The organism is Plantibacter sp. MMLR14_011 (assembly GCF_001865025.1).
Lineage (GTDB): Bacteria > Actinomycetota > Actinomycetes > Actinomycetales > Microbacteriaceae > Plantibacter > Plantibacter flavus_A.
The window spans coordinates 100,902-121,586 of sequence record NZ_MJGW01000072.1; the positions used below are offsets into that span (position 1 = coordinate 100,902).

Here is a 20,685-nt window from a genome sequence, read left to right on the forward strand (position 1 = left end):
CCGACGGTCCGGTCAGGACGCGACGCCGAGGAGTTGCTCGATGGGTCCGCGGGCGAAGAAGACGAGGAACCCGGCCGCGACGACCCACAGCAGCGGGCTGATCTCGCGTGCCTTCCCGGACAGGGAGCGGAGCACGACCCAGGCGATGAAGCCGGCGCCGATGCCGTTGGCGATCGAGTACGTCAGTGGCATGACGACGACCGTCAGGAACACCGGGAGCGCGACCGAGAACTCGGTCCAGACGATGTCCTTGATCTGCGACATCATGAGCGTCCCGACGATGACGAGCGCGGCGGCCGCGACCTCGGAGGGCACGATCTGCGTGAGCGGCGTGAAGAACATGGCGAGCAGGAACAAGGCGCCGGTCACGAGGTTCGCGAGGCCGGTCCGTGCACCCTCGCCGATGCCCGCGCCGGATTCGATGAAGACGGTCGACGAGGAGGACGAGGTCGCGCCACCTGCCACCGCGCCGACACCCTCGACGATGAGCGCCGAGCGGAGACGCGGGAAGTCACCCTTGGCGTCCGCCACACCGGCCTCCTTCGAGAGCCCGGTCATCGTGCCCATGGCATCGAAGAAGTTCGTGAACACGAGGGTGAAGACGAGCATGAGCGCGGCGAGGACACCGATGCGCTCGAAGCCGCCGAAGCTCACCTGGCCGAGCAGGCTGAGGTCGGGGACCCCGACGACCTGGGTGGGCAGGGTCGGGACGCTCAGGTTCCAGCCACCGGCGTTCTCGCCGCCGTTCGAGGCACCGACCTTGAAGATCGCCTCCGCGATGATGGCGATGATCGTCGAGGCGACGATCCCGATGAGCAGCGCCCCCTTGATCTTGCGGGCGACGAGCACGCCCGTGAGCAGCAGGGAGATCACGAAGACGGCGGTCGGCACCGTGGCGACCGAGCCCTCGATCCCGAGGCCGACCGGCGGCGAACCGGCGCCCGTCGACCGGACGAAACCGGCGTCGACGAACCCGATGAACGCGATGAAGAGACCGATGCCCACGGTGATCGCGATCTTCAGCTGGATGGGCACCGCGTTGAAGATCATGGCGCGGAGGCCGGTCGCCGCGAGGAGGACGATGATCAGACCGTTGATGACGACGAGCCCCATCGCCTCGGCCCAGGTGACCTGACCGACGACGCTCACGGCGAGGAACGAGTTGATGCCGAGACCCGCGGCGAAGGCGAACGGCAGGCGTGCGACGAGTCCGAAGAGGATCGTCATGACACCGGCGGTCAGCGCGGTCACGGCCGCGACCTGGGCGAAGCCGAGTTCGCCACCGGTGACGTCGGCCGAGCCGCTCAGGATGATCGGGTTGAGGATGACGATGTAGGCCATCGCGACGAAGGTCACGAGGCCGCCGCGCACCTCACCTCCGACGGTCGAGCCGCGCTTGCTGATCTCGAAGAAACCGTCGAGACGCTCTCGGAACGAGCGCGGAGCGGTGGGCGTCGTGGTCACTGGACCTCCTGGGTCTGCATCGAAGCAACCAGCGTACCGGCACGGCGGACCGCCCCGCGACGACCGGGATGCGAGGGTGCCGCTACGATCGGCTGGACCCCTTAACCAGCACCCTCCTCACGGAATCGAGCTCACATGGCGCTGCCCTGGACTCTGCACGGCGACGGCAAGCACGTCCCGACCCACGCGATCGTCGGCCCCGGTGAACGGCTCACCTGGCCGCGGACCATCGGCCTCGGCATGCAGCACGTCGTCGCGATGTTCGGTGCCACGTTCCTCGTCCCGGTGCTGACCGGGTTCCCGCCCACCACGACGCTGTTCTTCTCGGGCGTCGGCACCCTCCTGTTCCTCGTCATCACCAAGAACCGCGTGCCGAGCTACCTGGGCTCGTCGTTCGCCTTCATCGCCCCCATCTCCGCCGCGGTCGCAAGCCAGGGCATGGGCAGCGCCCTCTTCGGCATCCTCGCGGTGGGCCTCCTCCTGGCGCTCGTCGGCGTCGTCGTGCAGGTCACGGGAACCGGGTGGATCGATGCGCTCATGCCGCCGGTCGTCGCCGGTGCCATCGTCGCGCTCATCGGGTTCAACCTCGCCCCCGCCGCGAAGAACAACTTCGTGGCGGCTCCGATCACCGCCCTCGTGACGCTCGCGGCCGTCATCCTGTCGACCGTGGTGTTCCGAGGGATCCTCGGCCGTCTGTCGATCGTCATCGGTGTCGTGGTCGGGTACATCGTCGCGGCGATCCGCCAGGAGATCGACTTCTCGAAGATCGCGGACGCCGCATGGGTCGGCCTCCCCGAGTTCCACCTCGCGGACAACCCGATCTCGAACCCGGCGGTCTGGGCGGTCCTCCCGGCGTTCCTCCCCGTCGTGCTCGTCCTCATCGCCGAGAACGTCGGCCACATCCGGGGTGTCGCACAGATGACCGACGCCTCCGTGAACAAGCAGACCGGTCGCGCACTCCTGTCCGACGGCCTGGCGACGATGCTGGCCGGCTTCGGCGGCGGTTCGGGCACGACGACCTACGGCGAGAACATCGGCGTCATGGCGGCGACACGGGTCTACTCCACGGCGGCCTACTGGGTCGCCGGTCTGTTCGCGGTCCTCCTCGGCCTCTCCCCCAAGGTCGGTGCGGTCATCAACACCATCCCGGCGGGCGTCCTCGGCGGCGTCACGACGGCCCTGTACGGACTCATCGGCATCATCGGCGTGAAGATCTGGCTCGACAACAAGGTCGACTTCTCGAAGCCCGTCAACCAGTTCACCGCGGCGACGGCCCTCATCATCGGCATCGCCGACTTCACCTGGGTGGCGGGTGGTGACGTCAGCTTCAACGGGATCGCGCTCGGCACGATCGCCGCGATCGTCATCTACCACGTGATGACGACCATCGGTCGCTGGCGGAAGACCGCCTGACCCGTCCGGTGCGGGGCGTCAGCGCGGTGCGCTGGCGCCAGCGCGGGTCGTACGCGTGAGCGCGGGTCTCTGGAGCCCCGCGCTCACGTGTGTGACCAGCGGTCACGCCGGGTAGGTGCGTTTCACGCCAGCGCACCGCGCCCGCGCACCCACACGCATCGGGCCCGGACCGGTGGCCCGCGCTCGCGTCAGCGCGGTGCGCTGGCGAATCCGAAGGGGGTCAGCCCTGGTGGAAGAAGGGCACGATCAGGTAGATGCCGAAGAGGACCGCCCCCGCACACAGGGCGAAGCAGGCGTAGGCACCGGCGCGGGCCAGGTTCTGCTGGGCTGGGGTCAACGGGTTCTTCCGAGCGGCCTTCGCAGCGCGCTTCGCCGCCTTCGCGGCCTCCTCCGGCGTGATGACCGTGATCGCGTCGGTGAACTCGGCCGGCGCCACCACGGGCACGCGCCCGGCGGTGGTCAGGAGCCGGAGCCCGAGGGAGTACAGGCTGACGATCGCGGTCGCGCCGACGAGCGACGTCGCGAAGACGATCAGGAATGCTGCCCAGTCGATCACTTCTTCACCTTCTTGGGCTTGGGGTTGCGCTTGATCTTGACCGCGCGACCGGAGTCGGCGACCTCACTGACGACGTTGCTGTGGTCGACCTGGTTCCGGCGCGAGATGAGGAAGATGGTGAGGATGACGCCGACCCCCACCACGGCGTCGATGATGATGCCGACGAGACCGAGGTGGGCGACGGCGGCGGCGAGTGCTCCGACGATGCCGGCCGCGGGAAGGGTCATCAACCAACCGAGGGCGATCCGCCCGGCGGTCCCCCAGCGGACCTTCGATCCGCGTCGCCCGAGGCCGGAGCCGATGACGGACCCGGAGGCGACCTGGGTGGTGGAGAGGGCGAAGCCGAGGTGGCTCGAGGCGAGGATCGTGGCGGCGGTGCTCGTCTCGGCCGCGAAGCCCTGTGCCGGCTTGACGTCGGTGAGCCCGGTGCCGATGGTCTTGATGATGCGCCAGCCGCCCATGTAGGTGCCGAGCGCGATGGCGAGGGCGCAGACGACGATGACCCAGAGTTCGGGGCCGGTGCCGACCGCCTGCACGCCGACCGCGATGAAGGTGAGGGTGATGACGCCCATGGTCTTCTGTGCGTCGTTCGTGCCGTGCGCGAGGGCGACGAGGGACGAGGAGAAGATCTGCGCGTATCGGAACCCGTCGCGACCGTCGGGCTTGCCGTCGTAGCGCCGCGTGATCCGGTAGGCGAGCTTCGTCGCCGAATAGGCGACCACGCCGGCCGTGACGGGGGCGATCAGCGCCGGGAGGATGACCTTGGAGAGGACCACACCGAAGTCGATCGAGCCGAAGCCGGCGCCGACGATCGCCGCGCCGATGAGTCCACCGAACAGGGCGTGACTGGAGGACGACGGCAGACCGAGGAGCCAGGTCAGCATGTTCCAGACGATCGCGCCGATGAGTCCGGCGAAGATCAGCTCCGGTCCGATCCGGATGCCGCCCTCGCCCTCCCGGATGAGCCCGCCCGAGATGGTCTTCGCGACCTCCGTGGACAGGAACGCACCGACGAGGTTGAGGATCGCGGCGAGCAGGACGGCGGTCTTCGGCTTGAGGGCGCCCGTGGCGATCGGGGTCGCCATGGCGTTCGCCGTGTCGTGGAACCCGTTCGTGAAGTCGAAGAACAGTGCCAGTGCGATGACCAGCACGACAGTCAGGGTAACGAGTTCCACTGGTGTCTTTCTCGAGGCGGAGCGAATACGGACACAGTGCTCCCCGACGAGGTGTTTGGGGGGAATTCACGTGCTGGATACGGGCGGTTCACCCGCCGTACACGATCCTTACACCCTGCCCGGTCGAGGTCAACTCGACGCCGATCAGCGCCCGCCGCCGCCTCCGCCGCCTCCGCCGCCGCCCGCGAAGCCGCCGCCCGTCGAGCCGCCGGACGAGCTCGCTCCCCCACTGGTGGACCAGGACGCCGACGTACTCGACGCCGATCCGGAGAAGCCGGAGAACGCGTTCGCGAACATCGCCGCCTGGAACGGGGTGTTCGAGGCGTACCACGACGGCGCGCTCCCGGCCTGCTCGTAGCGGATGCCCAGCTCCTTCGCCCACTCGCGCTCCACGCCCCAGAGCACGGCGAAGGGCAGGAGTCGTTCGGTGACCCGGACGAGCTGGCCGGGGTCGCCGAGGTCCACCCGTTCGGCACCGTCGGGGCTCTGCAACATGCGGAAGCGGTCCTGCTCCGCCAGCGCGAGGTAGTCGCGGAGGCCGAGCAACTCGTCCCGCGCATCGGCACCGGTGGCGGTGAGTGGTTTCGGCGCGATGGCCAACACGATCCCGGCGAGCAGCGCGATCCCGGTCACGAAGAGCGCGGCGACCGACCAGCCGTTGTCCGCTCGCTGGGAGTAGGCGACCCCGAAGAAGACGATCCCGGCGACTCCCAGGACGGCGAGCGCCCCCACGATGATCCACGCCCGCCCGGAGGAGACCGAGCGTCGGAGGCCGAGGTCGAGGGCGTTCCGCTTGGCGGCCGCGAGTTCCGCGGTGACCGCCTTGCCGAGCGCCGGGTCGACCTGCTTCATCTCCCGCGGTCGGTTCCGGTCGGGGAAGAGCGCGGCGAGCACGCGCCGCTCCTGCTCATCCGTCGCGCTGTCGTCGAGGTACTGCAGGGAGTAGTCCTTCTTGCCCGGTCCGTCCACGATCCGGAGCTTGCCGCGGACGGCGAGGCTGACGATCTCGGCTGCCATCGACGAGGAGGCGCGTCCGGCGAGGTCGCCCGCCAGCAGGAGGTTCATCTGCTTCGGGACGGAGTACTGCGGCACGATGACGCCACGACCGGGGTGGTCACGCCAGAAGCGCAGTCGGATCCACAGGAGTGCTCCGAGCCCCGCGGCCGACAGCGCGCCGAGGACGATCGGGACGATGGAGAAGACCGGTGCCTCGCCGGGGCGGGGCGGTTGGACGAAGGTGCCCGGTTCGAACCCGATCGCGACCGTCAGCGTCTGGCGGGCCTGCAGCGGGACGGAGGAGGTCGTGAAGACGTCGCCATCGGCGTCCTCCGCCTGGGAGAGGTCGCACGGCGAGCTGTCGTCCGGATCCCCGCGGTAGCAGGCGCCGTCACCGGTGAGGGCATCGGCGATGTCGGGGGCGACCCGCACCGTCATGCTGGCGTCGGCGAACGGCTGGTCCCAACCGGTCCCGGGCGCGTCCCAGTAGAACTCGTCGGAACGTGTGTCGCGATAGGCGCCGACGACGCCGCGCTGCGTGTAGGTGATGACGTAGCTCTGCGTGCCGCGCACGTAGTCGTCCGTTCCGAGCGACAGCTCGAGGAAGTCGCCGTCGCGGTCGGTCTCCCACTCCACGGGCGCACCGTCGGCGTCGGTCACCGAGACGATCTCCGTGTGCAGTGGTGCCCGGTCGAACTCGTCGGGGATCGCTCGGATGATGCCCTTGTTCTGGTCGGAGTCGGGGAACTCCGCGACGAAGGTCTCGACCGCGCGCAGCTCGGCCTGACCGTCGCCGCCACGGCTCAGGGTGTAGTCGCCGTCGAAGGACGAGAAGGTGAAGTCGGAGACGTCGGTCCGAGCGTCGGCCGCGGCGGGCTGCGTGCTCGCGAGGGTCGCGATGAGCGGTGCACCGACCGCCAGGGCGAGGGCGACGAGGAGCACCCGCGACGAGCGGGCACGGAGCGGGGACAGGCGATGACGTCTGGGCTTCACCCGGCCAAGTCTAGGAGGGGTGCCGGCGGGCGCGCGGACGCGCCCGCCGGGACTCACATCTCCTCGTGGGTGTTGGGGTCTCCGTCGAAGAGCCTGCCGTCCGTCCGCCCGAGTGCGGTGATCGCCTGCACCTCGGTGTCGCTGAGTGCGAAGTCGAAGACGTCGATGTTCGTGCGCTGGCGTTCCGGGGACGCGGACTTCGGGATGGGGAGCACGCCGCGCTGGTGGTGCCAGCGGAGGACGACCTGCGCCGGCGAGACGTCGTGCGCCGCGGCGGCCGCTGCGACGGGCTCCTCGGCGAACGGTGCCTGCGCCTTGCCGAGCGGGCTCCAGGCCTCGGTGAGGACACCGTGTTCGCGGTGGAACGCGAGGAGTTCCTCCTGGGGGAAGTACGGGTGCAACTCGACCTGGTTGACGGCCGGCAGCACACCCGTCTCGTCGGCGAGGCGGGTCAGGAACTCCTCGGTGAAGTTCGAGACGCCGATGCTGCGGACGAGGCCCTCGCGCTGCAGCTGGATCATGGCCTTCCACGACTCGACGAAGCGGCCGACGGAGGGGTTCGGCCAGTGGATGAGGTACAGGTCGATGTGGTCGAGGCCGAGCGAGGCCAGGGATCCGCGGCACGAGGTGATGGTCTCCTCGAAACCGTGGTCGCGGCCGGGCAGCTTCGTCGCGACGACGAGTTCGTCGCGGGACACGTCGGTCTCGCGGACCGCTGCGCCGACGGCGTCCTCGTTGCGGTAGTTGACGGCGGTGTCGATCAGTCGATAGCCCGCGTCGATGGCGGACAGCGTGGCGTCGGTGCCCTCGCGGCCCCGCAGGGGGTACGTGCCGAAACCGATCGCGGGGACGCTCGAACCGTCGTTGAGCGCGAATGTTGGGATGGTCGTCATCACCCCACGCTAGACCCGGCGGCCCTCGGATGGCTCCGAGCGGGCTGGGAGGGCGCGCCTCGACTAGCGTTGGACCATGGCGAAGCTCTCTGCCCCCCGTGCCCAGACCCGACCGACCGAACGCACCCACCACGGCGACACCGTGGTCGACCCGTACGAGTGGCTCCGCGAGAAGGAGTCGCCTGAGGTGATCGCGCACCTGGAGGCGGAGAACGCCTACACCGAACAGGAGACGGCGCATCTGGCCGGACTGCGCGAGCGCATCTTCCAGGAGATCAAGCGTCGCACGCTCGAGACCGACCTCTCGGTCCCGACCCGTTCCGGTGCATGGTGGTACTACGGCCGCAGTGTCGAAGGCCGCCAGTACGGCATCCAGTGCCGCATCCCGGTCGCCGACCCGGAGGACTGGACGCCGCCGACCCTGCCCGAGGGCGGCGCGGCCCCCGGCGAGGAGATCATCCTCGACGCCAACGTCGAGGCGGAGGGCCACGAGTTCTTCTCCCTCGGCAGCTTCGACGTGTCGGACGACGGCACGCGACTGCTCTACGGCGTCGACGTCGAAGGCGACGAGCGGTACACCGTCCGTGTCCGGGACCTCGCGAGTGGCGTCGACCTCGACGACGAACTCCTCGGGACCGCGGGCGGGGCGGAGTTCTCCCCCGACGGCACCGCCATCGTCTACACGACGGTCGACGAGAGCTGGCGCCCCGACACCGTGCACCTGCACCGGGTGGGGACATCCCAGGACGACGACACGGTCCTCTTCCACGAGCCCGACGAGCGGTTCTGGGTCGGCGCCGGATTCACCCGCAGCCGCGCGCTGCTCCTGATCGAGGCAGGCTCCTCGGTCACGAGCGAGACCCGACTCGTCCCCGCCGACGCACTGTCCGAGGAGGCGCGGATCGTCTGGCCGCGGACCGACGGCGTCGAGTACAGCGTCGAACACCGGGTGGCCGACGGCGCAGACCGGTTGCTCATCCTGCACAACCGGGACGCGCCGGACTTCGAGCTCGTGGAGGTGCCGCTGTCGGATCCGCTCGGCACGGCGCGGGTCGTCGTCGCGCACAGCAGCGAGCGCCGGCTCGAGGACGTCGAGGCGTTCGAGGCCGTGACCACCGTCTCCTACCGGCGCGACGGCCTGACCCGCATCGGCCTGCTCGACCCGACGAGTGGCGACATCGACGAGATCGCCTTCGACGAACCGCTGTCCACCGTCGGCTGGCACGGCAACGGTGAATGGGCTCAACCGATGCTCCGGTTCGGATACGGGTCCCTCGTGACGCCGTCCACCGTGCTCGAACTCGACCTCCGGTCCGGCGAACGCTTCGTGCGCAAGCAGCAGCCGGTCCTCGGCGACTACGACCCGGCGGATTACGAGCAGTTCCGGGAGTGGGCGACGGCCGTGGACGGGACCCGGGTGCCGATCTCCATCGTGCGCCGGGTCGGTGTCGAGGGGCCCGGGCCGCTCCACCTCTACGGGTACGGCTCGTACGAGGCCAGCATGGACCCGTCCTTCTCGATCGCGAGACTGTCGATGCTCGACCGCGGCGTGACCTTCGCGATCGCCCATGTGCGCGGCGGCGGTGAACTCGGGCGCCACTGGTACGAGGACGGCAAGAAGCTCCACAAGCAGAACAGCTTCAGCGACTTCGTCGACGTGGCCGACCATCTCATCCGCGAGGGCTGGACGACGCCTGACCGGCTCGTCGCCGAGGGCGGCAGCGCAGGCGGCCTCCTCATGGGCGCCGTGGCGAACCGTGCTCCCGACCGCTTCGCGGGCATCCTCGCCGGCGTTCCGTTCGTCGACGCGCTGACGAGCATCCTCGACCCGTCGCTCCCCCTGACGGTCATCGAATGGGACGAATGGGGCGATCCGCTCCACGACCCCGAGGTCTACGCGTACATGAAGGCCTACAGTCCCTACGAGAACGTCGACCCGGAGAAGCGCTACCCGCGCATCCTCGCGACGACGAGTCTCAACGACACCCGCGTCCTGTACGTGGAACCCGCGAAGTGGGTGGCCCGCCTGCGGGACGCCGGAGCGCCGGCACTGATGAAGATCGAGATGAGCGCCGGGCACGGTGGGGTGAGCGGTCGGTACAACGCGTGGCGTGAGCGCGCCGAGGAGCTCGCCTGGCTGCTCGACGTGCTCGGACTCACGGACACCGATCCGGCCTGATCCGAAGCGACGACGCCCCTGCTCCGTCGGGAGCAGGGGCGTCGTCGGTGCGGCGGGTGTCTAGCCGAAGAGGATCGCCGCTTCGTCGTAGCGCTCCTGCGGCACGGTCTTCAGCTTGCCGAGCGCCTCTTCGAAGCGGCAGTTGACGAGTTCGGTGCCTCGGAGGGCGATCATCGTGCCCCAATCGCCGGCCATGACGGAGTCGATGGCGGCCATGCCGAGGCGGGTGGCGAGCACGCGGTCGTAGGCGCTCGGGACGCCACCGCGCTGCAGGTGGCCGAGCACGGTCGCGCGCGACTCGATGCCCGTCCGGCGCTCGATCTCGGGTGCCAGCACGTCGGCGATGCCGCCGAGACGGGGACGGTTGAACGCGTCGAGTCCCTTCTCGGAGTGCGCGGTCTCCATGGTGTCGAGCGTGAAGCCCTCGGACACCACGATGATCGGGGCGCGACCGCGCTGGTAGACGCTGTCCGCCCACTCGCAGATCTGCTCGATCGACTGCGGCTGTTCCGGGATGAGAATGGCGTGGGCACCCGCCGCCATACCGGCGTGCAGAGCGATCCAGCCGACGTGCCGGCCCATGACCTCGATGACCATGCACCGCTTGTGCGATTCACCGGTCGTCCGGAGGCGGTCGATGGCCTCGGTCGCGATCTCGACGGCGGTGTCGAAGCCGAAGGAGTAGTCGGTGGCGTCGAGGTCGTTGTCGATCGTCTTGGGGACGCCGACGATCTTGAGGCCGGCGTCGGTCAGACGCTTCGCCGCGGCGAGCGTGCCCTCGCCGCCGATGGCGATGAGCGCGTCGATGCCGAGCCGGTCCATGGTGTGCTGGACGTTCTCCGGGCCGCCGTGGGGTCCTTCGAACGGGTTGGTCCGGCTCGTGCCGAGGATGGTGCCACCCTGCTTGGCGAGACCGCGCACACTGTGGCGGTCGAGCGGCATCGTCAGGCCCTCGACGACACCTCGCCACCCGTCGCGGATGCCGATGAACTCCTGGTTGTGGATCTTCGTCCCCTTGAGGACCGCTCCTCGGATGACCGCGTTCAGGCCGGGGCAGTCGCCGCCGCTCGTGAGCACACCAATTCTCATATCAACAGTCCTCATGGGGATCGGGGCACCTCAGGTGCCGGGAGTCATCCCCGACAATACCGTCTCGCCGACGGTGCTTCATCCGGCGCCGGTGGTCCTCCGGCCCAGAGGGTCGGTGCCTCGTCCACCGGGGTTAGGCTGCTGGGATGAGTGCCGACGACTACCTGCCCGCCGATGGCGGCATCACGATGTTCTCCACGACCTGGTGCGGGTACTGCGCCCGACTGAAGCACCAGCTGTCCGCAGCCGGCATCCCGTTCACCGAGGTCGACATCGAGCAGGTCCCGGGGACCGCCGACCTCGTCGCCTCGCTGAACGGCGGCAACCAGACGGTCCCGACGGTGATCTTCCCCGACCGCTCGACCGCGACGAACCCGTCGCTCGCGCAGGTGAAGGCGGCTCTCGGCGTCTGACCCGCCGACGACGTCCGGCCAGGCGACCCGTGGTCATCCGGCCGGACGTATCGGGCGTCAGGCCCCCAGCGCCTCGCGGAGCAGGTGGACGAGGGCGTTCAGCTGCACCGAGTCGACCGATGCGACGTCCTGGTCGCTGCCGTCGAGCGCGCGAGCGGCCAGGCCCTGCTTGCTGTCGATGAGTTCCGCGACCTTCGCGTCGATCGTGTGCGCGGCGATGATCCGCCAGGCGGTGACCGGCTCCTCCTGACCGATGCGGTGCACGCGGTCGATCGCCTGGGTCTGCTCGGCGGCCGTCCAGGACAACTCGGCGAGCACGACGTTCGACGCGGCCTGCAGGTTGACGCCGACGCCGGCGGCGGTGAGCGAACAGACTGCGACCGCGACCTCCGGATCGGTGTTGAAGGCGTCGATCGCGGCCTGACGCGCCTGCGCGGTCTGGTCGCCGCGGAGCGACACCGTCTTCAAGCCGCGACCCGCGAACAACTGTTCGGCCGCGTTCATGACGTCGATGTGCTTCGCGAAGAACACGACCTTGCCCACGGACCTCGCGAGCTGCGCCGTGTAGTCGGCGGCGAGGACGGCCTTGGCCTGACCGATCTTGCGGATCATGGTGAACACGTTCTCCGTGCCACCGGCGGCCTTGGACTCGTCGAGCTCGGCCTGGGCGACCATGCGCATGAGGTCGGTGTTCGGCTCGTGCAGCGCGTCGACGCGCTCACCACGCGACTCCAGCACCCGCACGTAGCGGGACTTGAGCCGTTGCCCGAGCTCGGCCTCGGCGTCGCGGATGGACCGGATCGCCTCGTCGTCGAGCTCGACCGGGAGGTCGGCGACGCGCTTGGCGGGCAGGTCCTTGGCGACGTCGAGCTTCTTGCGGCGCACGATGCCCATGTCGATGACGGCGGACCGCGCGGCGGCGTAGAAGGCGTGCTCGGCGGGGGTCAGGCCGGTGTCCTCGAGCCGCTCCATGAGTTCGGCGGTCGGTTTGCCGTCCTTGATCCAGCCGAGGAACTGCCAGATGGCGTTGAAGTCCTCGACGTCGTTGATCAGCGGCGTACCCGTCAGCGCGAGCAGCAGCGGATCCTGGCCGGGCGTCGCCTTCCGGATCCGGTTCGCGAGTGACAGCACGTGCTGCGAACGCTGGGAGTGGAGGTTCTTGATGAAGTGCGCCTCGTCGACCACCATGCCGCGGAAGCCGAGCGTCCCGAGCCAGGCGAGGTGGCGGTCGAGGACCTCGTAGTTCACGATGATGACGTCGGCGAAGGCGTCGAGCGCCTGGCCGTCGCCGTGGATGACCGTGGCGCGTCGGTGCGGCGTCCAGCGCTCGACCTCGCGCGCCCAGTTCATCTTGACGACGTTCGGGACGATCACGAGGAGCGGGTACGCCTCGGCGACCGAGGCGGCGAGGACCGACTGTGCGGTCTTGCCGAGGCCAGGCTCGTCGGCGAGCAGGAACGAACGGTGTCCTTCACGGACGCTCTCGACGAAGCGCGCCTGGTGCTTCATGACCTCGAGGCCGCGCGGCGAGAGCCGGTCGAGCTTGGGGGCCTCTGGCAGGTCCATCGAGGCCGCTCCCCCGCCGGAACCGAGCTCGAACGCCTTGTACAGGGGGCCCATGAGCTCCCAGCTGTCGAGTCGTCGACGGACGGTCGGCTGCAGTGCCGCCTGGCTGAAGTCCGGGGCGAGGAACGGATTGGCCAACTGACGTGCCTTGACCGACTGCGGGATGACCTGCTTCTCGGCGAGCTCGGCCGGGACGACGGATTCCACGACGGGCTTCTCGACGGTGATGATGAGTTCGTCGGCGCTGAGTTCGGCGCCCGACTCGAGGAGCCAGTCGCGCCGGAGCCGCTGCGCGACGGGGCTCGTCGCCGCATCGGCCTCGAGGAGCTGGATGAGCGAGGTGTCGCGCGCCGCCGTCTTGGCGAGGATGGTCGCCACACCGTCGAGGCGCTTCAGGAGCTCGGCCCGCGTGGCGTCGCTGTACGTCGTGTCGGCTTTGACCCTGGCTCGTTCCTCGCGGACGAGGAAGGCGATGACCTGGTACTTGGTCCGGTTGGTCGGCCCGACCTTGCCCTTCTGCGCCTTCGCCTCGACCTCGCGCACCTTGCGGGCGAGGATGGGGATGATCGGCGCGTCGTCGTCGTGACGCGACGAGGACCCTCTGGGGTTCGAGCGGCCAGATGAACGGGTGCTGGAACGCCCCTGGGAACGGCGTTGCTGGCCGGTGTGCGGCATGCTCCTCCTGAGCAGTCGAAGAGCCTCATCGGCCGAGGGGCCGGAAGAGACGGGCGCCGGGCCCGACTGGTCGTCGTGGAGCAACAGAGCGTTGCACGAGACCGACACGGGCGCCCGACGGGCGTGTGCCCAGTCTACGCCATCGGCCGCATCGGTCGCGAGCGCTCAGTCCGGCGCGCTGTCGACGAGCCCGAACCGCTCCAGTTCGGCGTCGTCGAGCATGCGCGAGCGGATGAGGAACCGCTGCCCCGTCGGGGCCTCGACGCTGAACCCGCTGCCGCGCCCCTGCACCACGTCGATCGTCAGGTGCGTGTACTTCCAGTACTCGAACTGGGAACGCGACATGTAGACCTCGACCGGCGCGTCGAGCCCGGGCACGTCGAGCGTGTCGAGCAGGACGTCGACCGCGCCCGTGCGGAACATCCCGACGGGGTAGCACATGGGCGAACTCCCGTCGCAGCATCCGCCGGACTGATGGAACATGAGCGGTCCGTGCAGCGCGGTCATCTCCCGCACCAGTGCGGCCGCAGCGTCGGTGACCTCGACCCGTCCGGTCATGGTGTCCTCCTTCGTCGTGTCGTGTGCCCGGCCCTGCCCCTCCGCCGGTCCCCGAGCCTGTCGATGGGCGCCCTTCGACAAGCTCAGGGACCGGATGGGGCTCAGGGACCGGGGATGTCGATCAGAAGAAGCCCATCGGCCCCTCCGCGTAGCTCACGAGCAGGTTCTTCGTCTGCTGGTAGTGGTCGAGCATCATCTTGTGGTTCTCCCGGCCGATGCCCGACTGCTTGTACCCGCCGAACGCCGCGTGCGCCGGGTACTGGTGATAGGTGTTCGACCAGACGCGTCCCGCCTCGATCGCCCGCCCGGCCCGGTACAGCGTCGTCGCCTCACGGCTCCACACCCCAGCGCCGAGGCCGTAGAGGGTGTCGTTCGCGATGGAGATCGCCTCGTCGTAGTCCGCGAAGCTCGTGAGCGCGAGCACGGGCCCGAAGATCTCCTCCTGGAAGATCCGCATGTCGTTCGTCCCCTCGAAGACGGTCGGCTGGACGTAGAACCCGCCGCTCAACTCACCGCCGAGGTCGGCGCGCTCGCCGCCGATGAGCAGCTTCGCGCCGCCCTGCTTGCCGATGTCCATGTAGGAGAGGATCTTCTCGAGCTGGTCGTTCGACGCCTGGGCACCGATCATCGTGTCCGTGTCGAGCGGGTTGCCCTGCTTGATCCTGCCGATGCGGGTCAGCGCGTCGCCCACGAAGCCGTCGTAGATGGACCGTTGGACGAGCGCCCGACTCGGGCAGGTGCAGACCTCGCCCTGGTTCAGGGCGAACATGCTGAATCCCTCCTGCGCCTTCTCGTAGTACTGGTCGTGCTCGCGCGCCACGTCCTCGAAGAACACGTTCGGGCTCTTGCCGCCGAGCTCCAGCGTCACCGGGATGAGGTTCTCGCTCGCGTACTGCATGATCAGGCGCCCGGTCGTCGTCTCGCCGGTGAACGCGATCTTCCGGATCCGCGGGTGGGAGGCCAGTGGGGCCCCGGCCTCGATGCCGAAGCCGTTGACGACGTTGAGCACGCCGGCCGGCAGCAGATCCTTCACGAGGTCGACGATGAGGTGGATCGACGCCGGGGTCTGCTCGGCCGGCTTCAGCACGACGCAGTTGCCTGCGGCGAGCGCCGGTGCGAGCTTCCACACGGCCATGAGGATCGGGAAGTTCCAGGGGATGATCTGTCCGACGACGCCGAGCGGTTCGTGGAAGTGGTAGGCGACCGTGTCGTGGTCGAGTTCCGAGATGCCGCCCTCCTGGGCGCGGATCGCCCCCGCGAAGTAGCGGAAGTGATCGATGGCCAAGGGGATGTCGGCGGCCAGGGTCTCGCGGACCGGCTTGCCGTTCTCCCAGCTCTCGGCGACGGCGATCTCCTCGAGGTGTTCCTCCATGCGGTCGGCGATGCGGCCCAGGATCACCGCGCGCTCGGCGACGCTCGTCTTCGACCAGGCGGGGAACGCCTTCCATCCCGCCTCGACCGCTCGGTCCACGTCGGCCGCGGTGCCTCGGGCGATCTCGGTGAACACGGCTCCGGTGACCGGGGTCGGGTTCTCGAAGTACTGGCCGTTCGCGGGCGGGACGTACTCGCCCCCGATGAAGTGGTCGTAGCGGGGGGCGTAGCTGAACACGGCACCTTCGGTACCCGGGTTGGCGTAGACGGTCATGTCACTCCTTGTCGACGACGTTGTCGGTGTCGCACCGCTCAGGTGCGTGCCGTCGACGCTAGTCGGCGGGAGGTTGCAGGAGGTTGCGCCGCGGACCGCGGACCGGATCGGCCGTCAGGACGCCGAGAGCTCGGCGTCGATCGCCTCGATGCGGGCGACGAGGCCGGCGCGCTTCGGTGACCGCGGCGGCAGCAGTCGGAGGCAGGCGTGCAGGACCTCGACGTCGTCGGGCGCGGCCGCGGTCCGGATGTAGTCGTGCAACAGATCCGCCGAGGCGTCGGTCAGCATCGCCTCGCGAAGGCGCGTCGCGACCCGCTCGCGGAGGTCGATGACACCGGGGGCGGTGGAGTCCGGCAGGAGCGGACCCGGGTACGCGGCGAGTGCTGCGCGGTGGGCGCCGCGGTCGAGGAGGGACAACACCTGGTGGGCGTCGAGCTGGAGCGGGGTGGTGAGCCGGTACGGCCGCGAGACCGGCACGAGTGTCGGCGCGGTCCCGCCGAGCACCTTCCGCAGCCGGACGAGCTCCGCCCGGAGGGTGACCGCCGCCTCGTCCCCGTCGTAGAGCAGCCCGGCGAGCGCATCGGCGCTGAGGCCCTGGTGGTGCCAGGCCAGCAGCGTCAGGATCTCGGCGTGCCGTCGGCTGAGCTCGGTCGGGCGGCTCGCCCCGTGTCCGATCAGCAGGCCGGTGTCACGACCGAGCACCTGCAGGCCGGGCCGCACCGCGGTCGTCCGGCGGGGTGTGTCCGTGTGTGCGCGACCGGCGAACCGACGGTCGGCGACCGCGCGAAGCCGCTGCACCATGATCTCGGACTCGACGGCGGCCGCGGTGGCCTCCATCAGTGGCAGCGCATGCGAGGCGACCGCCTGCGGGCCACCGGTGATGTCGATCACGCCGATGATCTGCCGGGTCTCGGGATCGTGCACCGGGACCGCCGTGCAGCTCCACGGGTGCACGAGCCGGTTGAAGTGCTCGGCCGCGTGGATCTGGATGCCGTGGTCGAGTTCGAGCGCGGTGCCCGGCGCGCTCGTCCCCACCTCCCGCTCGGACCATCCGGCACCCTCGACGAAGAGCATGCCCTCCGCCCGTCGCCGCAGATGACGGTCGCCGTCCACCCAGAGCAGCCGCCCCATGGCGTCGCCCACCGCGACGAGCATGCCGGAGTCGTCGTCCGCGTCGTTGACCAGCAGCTTGGTGATCACCGGGAGGACGCCGGCGAGCGGGTGTCCGAGGCGGTGGTCGCGCAACTCGTCCTCGTCGAAGGCGAGCTCCGGCATGAGGTTGTCCGGATCGAGATGACGGCCCATCGACCGTTCCCACGACTCGCGGACGAGCCGTCGGACGAGTCCACGCTGCGCTTCGGCACGCGCCGGGGCCGCCAGCCACGGACTGGACACCTCACCACCACCCATCCACGTCGACCGGTTCTGCGGACAGTGTATCCGCCACAGCCCGTCGGTCGACGGGTAACCTCAGGCGGCCGGACGGAACCGGCGGAGACGCAGGCTGTTGAGCACGACGAACACGCTGGAGAACGCCATCGCCGCACCCGCGATCATCGGGTTGAGGAGGCCGAGGGCGGCGAGCGGGATCGCCGCCACGTTGTACGCGAACGCCCAGAACAGGTTGCCGCGGATGATCCCGAGCGTCCGTCGGGAGAGCCGCACGGCGTCGATCGCCGTGGCGAGGGAACCGGAGACGATGCTGAGGTCGGCTGCACCCTTGGCCGCATCCGTGCCCGTCCCCATGGCGATCCCGAGATCGGCCGTGGCGATCGCCGCGGCGTCGTTCACCCCGTCGCCGACCATGGCGACGCGGTGACCGGCCGACTGAAGCCGTTCGACGGCGGCGACCTTGTCGGCGGGGCTCGCGTCAGCGATCACCTCGGTGATCCCGACCTCGGCCGCGACCCGCGCTGCAACGGCCGCGTTGTCGCCGGTGAGGAGCACGGGTGTCATACCCAGGGACACGGCGCGTCCGATGGCGGCGCGGGCCTCCGGCTTCACCGTGTCGGCGACCTCGACGACGCCGCGGACCTCGCCGTCCCAGGCGACGACCACCACGGTACTCGCACGCTCCGCGGCGGAAGCCAGGGCGCTCGCCGCGTCCGGTCCGATGCGGAAGCCCTGGTCCTCCGCGAAGGCGGGACGTCCGGCCAGCACGGTTCCGCCGTCGATCGTGCCGGTGACGCCGAGACCCTCGAGGCTCGCGAAGTCCGAGACCACCGGACGCGGTGCGTCGCGGCGGGTCGCTTCCGCGACGATCGCCTCGGCGATGGGGTGCTCGGAGGCCGCCTCGAGCGCCGCGCCGAGGGCGAGCACCTCGTCCGTCGCACCGGCCGCCCAGACCTCCGTGACGCTCATCCGCCCGGACGTGACGGTCCCCGTCTTGTCGAGCAGGATGCGGTCGATCCCGCTCGCCTGCTCGAGCGCCTCCGGTCCGGCGATGAGGATGCCGAGCTGCGCACCGCGTCCCGTCCCGACGAGGAGGGCCACCGGGGTCGCGAGCCCCAGTGCGCACGGGCAGGCGATGATGAGGACGGCGACCGCGGCGGTGAACGCCGCTTCCATGGTCGAGCCGGTGAGCGCCCACACGATGGCGGTGCCGAGGGCGATCACCAGCACGACCGGGACGAACACGCTCGAGACGCGGTCGGCGAGCCGTTGGACCCGGCTCTTCCCGAGCTGTGCCGCCTCGACCGCCTGAGCCATACGCGCCAGCTGCGTCTCGGCGCCGACGGCCGTCGCCCGCACCACGAGACTGCCGCCGCGCGCGATCGTGCCACCGATGACCCGCGAGCCGGCTACGAGCTCGACCGGGACGGACTCCCCCGTCACAAGACTCTCGTCGACACTCGCCGCCCCCTCGACGACGACCCCGTCGGTGGCGACGGACTCACCAGGACGCACGAGGAAGTGGTCTCCGACGAGCAGCTGCCCGATCGGGATCCGTTCCTCGGTGCGGGTGGGCGCCATGAGGTCGGTGGGGTCCGGCGCACGGTGCCGGAGCACGGAGACCTCCGAGGCGCCCAGCGTCATGAGGTCGCGGAGTGCCTCACCGGCGGCACGCTTCGACCGCTGCTCGATGAGGCGACCGGCGAGCAGGAAGACGGTCACGCCGGCGGCCACCTCGAGGTACAGCGCGCTCGACGGGTCGGCGTCGGGTGCGAAGAAGGTGAACTCGTGCCGCATGCCCGTCATCCCGGCCATGCCGAAGAAGAGCGCCCAGACGGACCACAGGTACGCTGCCCCCGTCCCGAGCGTGATGAGGGTGTCCATCGTCACCGAGCCGTGCCGCAGCGTCGCGAACGTCGCCCGGTGGAACGGGTACCCACCCCAGAAGACGACCGGCGTCGCGAGGGTCAGCGAGAGCCACTGCCAGTGGTCGAACTGCCAGGCGGGGATCATCGCGAGCAGCACGACGGGCAGCGCCAGCACCGCGCTGACGACGAGGCGGGTGCGGAGCGTCGTCACGGTCGCCGAGGGGTCGGGCGTCGTTCCCGACGTCGGAGTCTGCTCCCGGTTCACTGCGGCGCGTTCGTCAGCGGGCGGACGCACCGTCGCCGTGTAGCCGGCCTTCGAGACGGCCGCGATCAGCTCGTCCGCGGTGACGGTGGAGGGTGCGGTCACCGTCGCCCGTTCGGTCGCGAGGTTGACCTGCGCCTCGACACCGTCGAGCGCGGTCAGCCGCTTCTCGACGCGTGCCACGCAACTCGCGCAGGTCATGCCCTCGATGTCGAGGTCGAGCTGGATGAGTGGCGCGCTCATCAGCGACGACCCACGAGCGTGTAGCCGGCTTCCTGGACGCCGGCACCGATGGCGGCCTCGTCCGTCGAGGAGGTACCCGAGACCGTGACCGTCCCCGCGTCGAGATCCACGGCGACCCCGTCCACGCCGGAGAGCGCGGAGAGCTCGGTCGTGACAGCGGACACGCAGTGCGCGCAGGTCATGCCGTCGACGCGGTAGGTGGTGGTTGCGGTGGTCTCGGACATGCGTCCTCCTCAGTGAATCGGAGCCTTCAATATACCCCCAGGGGGTACCCCATGCAACCGTTTGCGGGACGCGATCACCTGATCAGCCGAGCAGGCCGAGCGCCCGCACCGCCGCCCGCTCCTCCTCGAGTTCCACCACGGAAGCGTCGATGCGCCGCTGCCAGACGGGCGCGATGTCGAGCCCCTCGACCACCTCCCAGCGTCCGTCGACCGAGCGGGCCGGGAACGAACTCACGAGCCCCTCCGGTACGCCGTACCAGCCCTCCGATGGGAGCGCCACGGAGGTCCAGCGCTCCGGCCGGCCCGGGGTCGCCGTGCCGTCCACCCAGTCGCGCACGTGGTCGATGGCAGCGGCAGCGGCCGAGGCGGCGGACGACGAGCCCCGGACCGCGATGATCTCCGCACCGCGCTTCGCCACCCGTGGGATGAACTCGTCGGCGATCCACTCCTCGTCGACGAGTTCGAGGGCCGGACGACCACCGACCGTCGCCTGGGAGAGGTCCGGCACCTGGGTCGCCGAGTGGTTGCCCCAGATCACGACGCCGTCGATCTCGGACACGGGTGCGCCGGTCTTGGCGGCCAACTGCGCGACGGCGCGGTTGTGGTCGAGTCGGGTCAGGGCGGTGAACCGTTCGGCCGGCACCCCCGCGGCGGCCGACTGCGCAATGAGAGCGTTCGTGTTGGCCGGGTTGCCGACCACCAGCACGCGCACGTCGTCGGACGCACCGGCTCCGATCGCCGCGCCCTGCGGTGCGAAGATCCCGCCGTTGGCCGCGAGGAGGTCGGCTCGCTCCATGCCCGGACCACGGGGACGGGCACCGACGAGCAGGGCGACGTCCACCCCGTCGAAGGCGCGCGACAGCTCGGTCGTCGCCTCCACCCCGGCCAGGAGCGGGAACGCGCAGTCCTGCAGTTCCAATGCCGTCCCCTCGGCCGCTCCGAGCCCCTGCGGGATCTCGAGCAGGCGCAGGGCGACGGGCCGGTCGGGCCCCAGCAGCTGACCTGACGCGATGCGGAAGAGCAGGGAGTAGCCGATCTGGCCTCCGGCTCCGGTGACGGTGACGACGGTGGGTTCGCTCAT

16 protein-coding genes are annotated in these 20,685 nt (G+C 69.9%); 3 read left to right on the plus strand and 13 right to left on the minus strand.

Features of this window, described 5'->3' with window-relative positions; translation table 11 throughout:
* Positions 1-12: 12 nt before the first annotated feature.
* Positions 13-1,464: an NCS2 family permease gene (locus BIU99_RS17160; RefSeq protein ID WP_064294483.1), complete on the minus strand. Its 1,452-nt coding sequence runs from the start codon at positions 1,462-1,464 to the stop codon at positions 13-15.
* A 135-nt stretch (positions 1,465-1,599) separates the two neighbouring features.
* Here BIU99_RS17160 and BIU99_RS17165 point away from each other — a divergent pair, with 135 nt between their 5' ends.
* Positions 1,600-2,877: a uracil-xanthine permease family protein gene (locus BIU99_RS17165; RefSeq protein WP_064294484.1), complete on the plus strand. Its 1,278-nt coding sequence runs from the start codon at positions 1,600-1,602 to the stop codon at positions 2,875-2,877.
* A 220-nt stretch (positions 2,878-3,097) separates the two neighbouring features.
* Here BIU99_RS17165 and BIU99_RS17170 read toward each other — a convergent pair whose 3' ends face one another.
* The 4 genes from BIU99_RS17170 to BIU99_RS17185 form a co-directional block, all read right to left on the minus strand.
* On the minus strand, positions 3,098-3,433 hold the full coding sequence (locus BIU99_RS17170) for a hypothetical protein (protein WP_064294485.1): 336 nt from the start codon (positions 3,431-3,433) through the stop codon (positions 3,098-3,100).
* Positions 3,430-4,608: an inorganic phosphate transporter gene (locus BIU99_RS17175; RefSeq protein WP_064294486.1), complete on the minus strand. Its 1,179-nt coding sequence runs from the start codon at positions 4,606-4,608 to the stop codon at positions 3,430-3,432. Before BIU99_RS17175 ends, BIU99_RS17170 begins: the two co-directional genes overlap by 4 nt.
* 144 nt (positions 4,609-4,752) lie before the next feature.
* Positions 4,753-6,597 (minus strand): DUF2207 domain-containing protein, encoded by a 1,845-nt coding sequence (locus BIU99_RS17180; protein ID WP_175484429.1) that lies wholly within the window; start codon positions 6,595-6,597, stop codon positions 4,753-4,755.
* 53 nt (positions 6,598-6,650) lie between these two features.
* On the minus strand, positions 6,651-7,490 hold the full coding sequence (locus BIU99_RS17185) for an aldo/keto reductase (protein ID WP_064294487.1): 840 nt from the start codon (positions 7,488-7,490) through the stop codon (positions 6,651-6,653).
* A 76-nt stretch (positions 7,491-7,566) separates the two neighbouring features.
* On the opposite strand from BIU99_RS17185, the gene BIU99_RS17190 reads away from it, so the two are divergent.
* Positions 7,567-9,669, plus strand: coding sequence for a S9 family peptidase (locus BIU99_RS17190; protein ID WP_064294488.1), 2,103 nt, complete (start codon positions 7,567-7,569; stop codon positions 9,667-9,669).
* A gap of 60 nt (positions 9,670-9,729) precedes the next feature.
* On the opposite strand, the gene BIU99_RS17195 is transcribed toward BIU99_RS17190, so the two are convergent.
* Positions 9,730-10,758 carry a 6-phosphofructokinase gene (locus tag BIU99_RS17195; RefSeq protein WP_064294489.1) on the minus strand — a complete coding sequence of 343 codons (1,029 nt, stop codon included), beginning with the start codon at positions 10,756-10,758 and terminating at the stop codon, positions 9,730-9,732.
* 146 nt (positions 10,759-10,904) lie between these two features.
* Between BIU99_RS17195 and BIU99_RS17200 the strand changes: the two genes are divergently transcribed.
* Positions 10,905-11,171 (plus strand): mycoredoxin, encoded by a 267-nt coding sequence (locus tag BIU99_RS17200; protein WP_064294490.1) that lies wholly within the window; start codon positions 10,905-10,907, stop codon positions 11,169-11,171.
* A gap of 57 nt (positions 11,172-11,228) precedes the next feature.
* Here the strand turns inward: BIU99_RS17200 and BIU99_RS17205 are convergent, their stop codons facing one another.
* The 7 genes from BIU99_RS17205 to BIU99_RS17235 form a co-directional block, all read right to left on the minus strand.
* On the minus strand, positions 11,229-13,412 hold the full coding sequence (locus BIU99_RS17205) for a DEAD/DEAH box helicase (protein ID WP_071262332.1): 2,184 nt from the start codon (positions 13,410-13,412) through the stop codon (positions 11,229-11,231).
* A 165-nt stretch (positions 13,413-13,577) separates the two neighbouring features.
* Positions 13,578-13,970, minus strand: a complete 393-nt coding sequence (locus BIU99_RS17210; protein ID WP_071262333.1) for a DUF779 domain-containing protein — start codon at positions 13,968-13,970, stop codon at positions 13,578-13,580.
* A 121-nt stretch (positions 13,971-14,091) separates the two neighbouring features.
* Positions 14,092-15,615: an aldehyde dehydrogenase family protein gene (locus BIU99_RS17215; protein WP_064294493.1), complete on the minus strand. Its 1,524-nt coding sequence runs from the start codon at positions 15,613-15,615 to the stop codon at positions 14,092-14,094.
* A 114-nt stretch (positions 15,616-15,729) separates the two neighbouring features.
* Positions 15,730-17,010: a GAF domain-containing protein gene (locus BIU99_RS17220; RefSeq protein WP_082915917.1), complete on the minus strand. Its 1,281-nt coding sequence runs from the start codon at positions 17,008-17,010 to the stop codon at positions 15,730-15,732.
* Between the two features lie 75 nt (positions 17,011-17,085).
* Positions 17,086-19,380, minus strand: coding sequence for a cation-translocating P-type ATPase (locus tag BIU99_RS17225; protein ID WP_071262334.1), 2,295 nt, complete (start codon positions 19,378-19,380; stop codon positions 17,086-17,088).
* The gene (locus BIU99_RS17230; RefSeq protein ID WP_071262335.1) at positions 19,380-19,604 is read right to left on the minus strand and encodes a heavy-metal-associated domain-containing protein; all 225 of its coding nucleotides are present in this window, start codon (positions 19,602-19,604) and stop codon (positions 19,380-19,382) included. The genes BIU99_RS17225 and BIU99_RS17230 overlap by 1 nt, the downstream gene beginning before the upstream one ends.
* Positions 19,605-19,686: 82 nt before the next feature.
* A complete protein-coding gene (locus BIU99_RS17235) occupies positions 19,687-20,685 on the minus strand; it encodes a malate dehydrogenase (RefSeq protein ID WP_071262336.1) in 999 nt (332 codons plus the stop codon).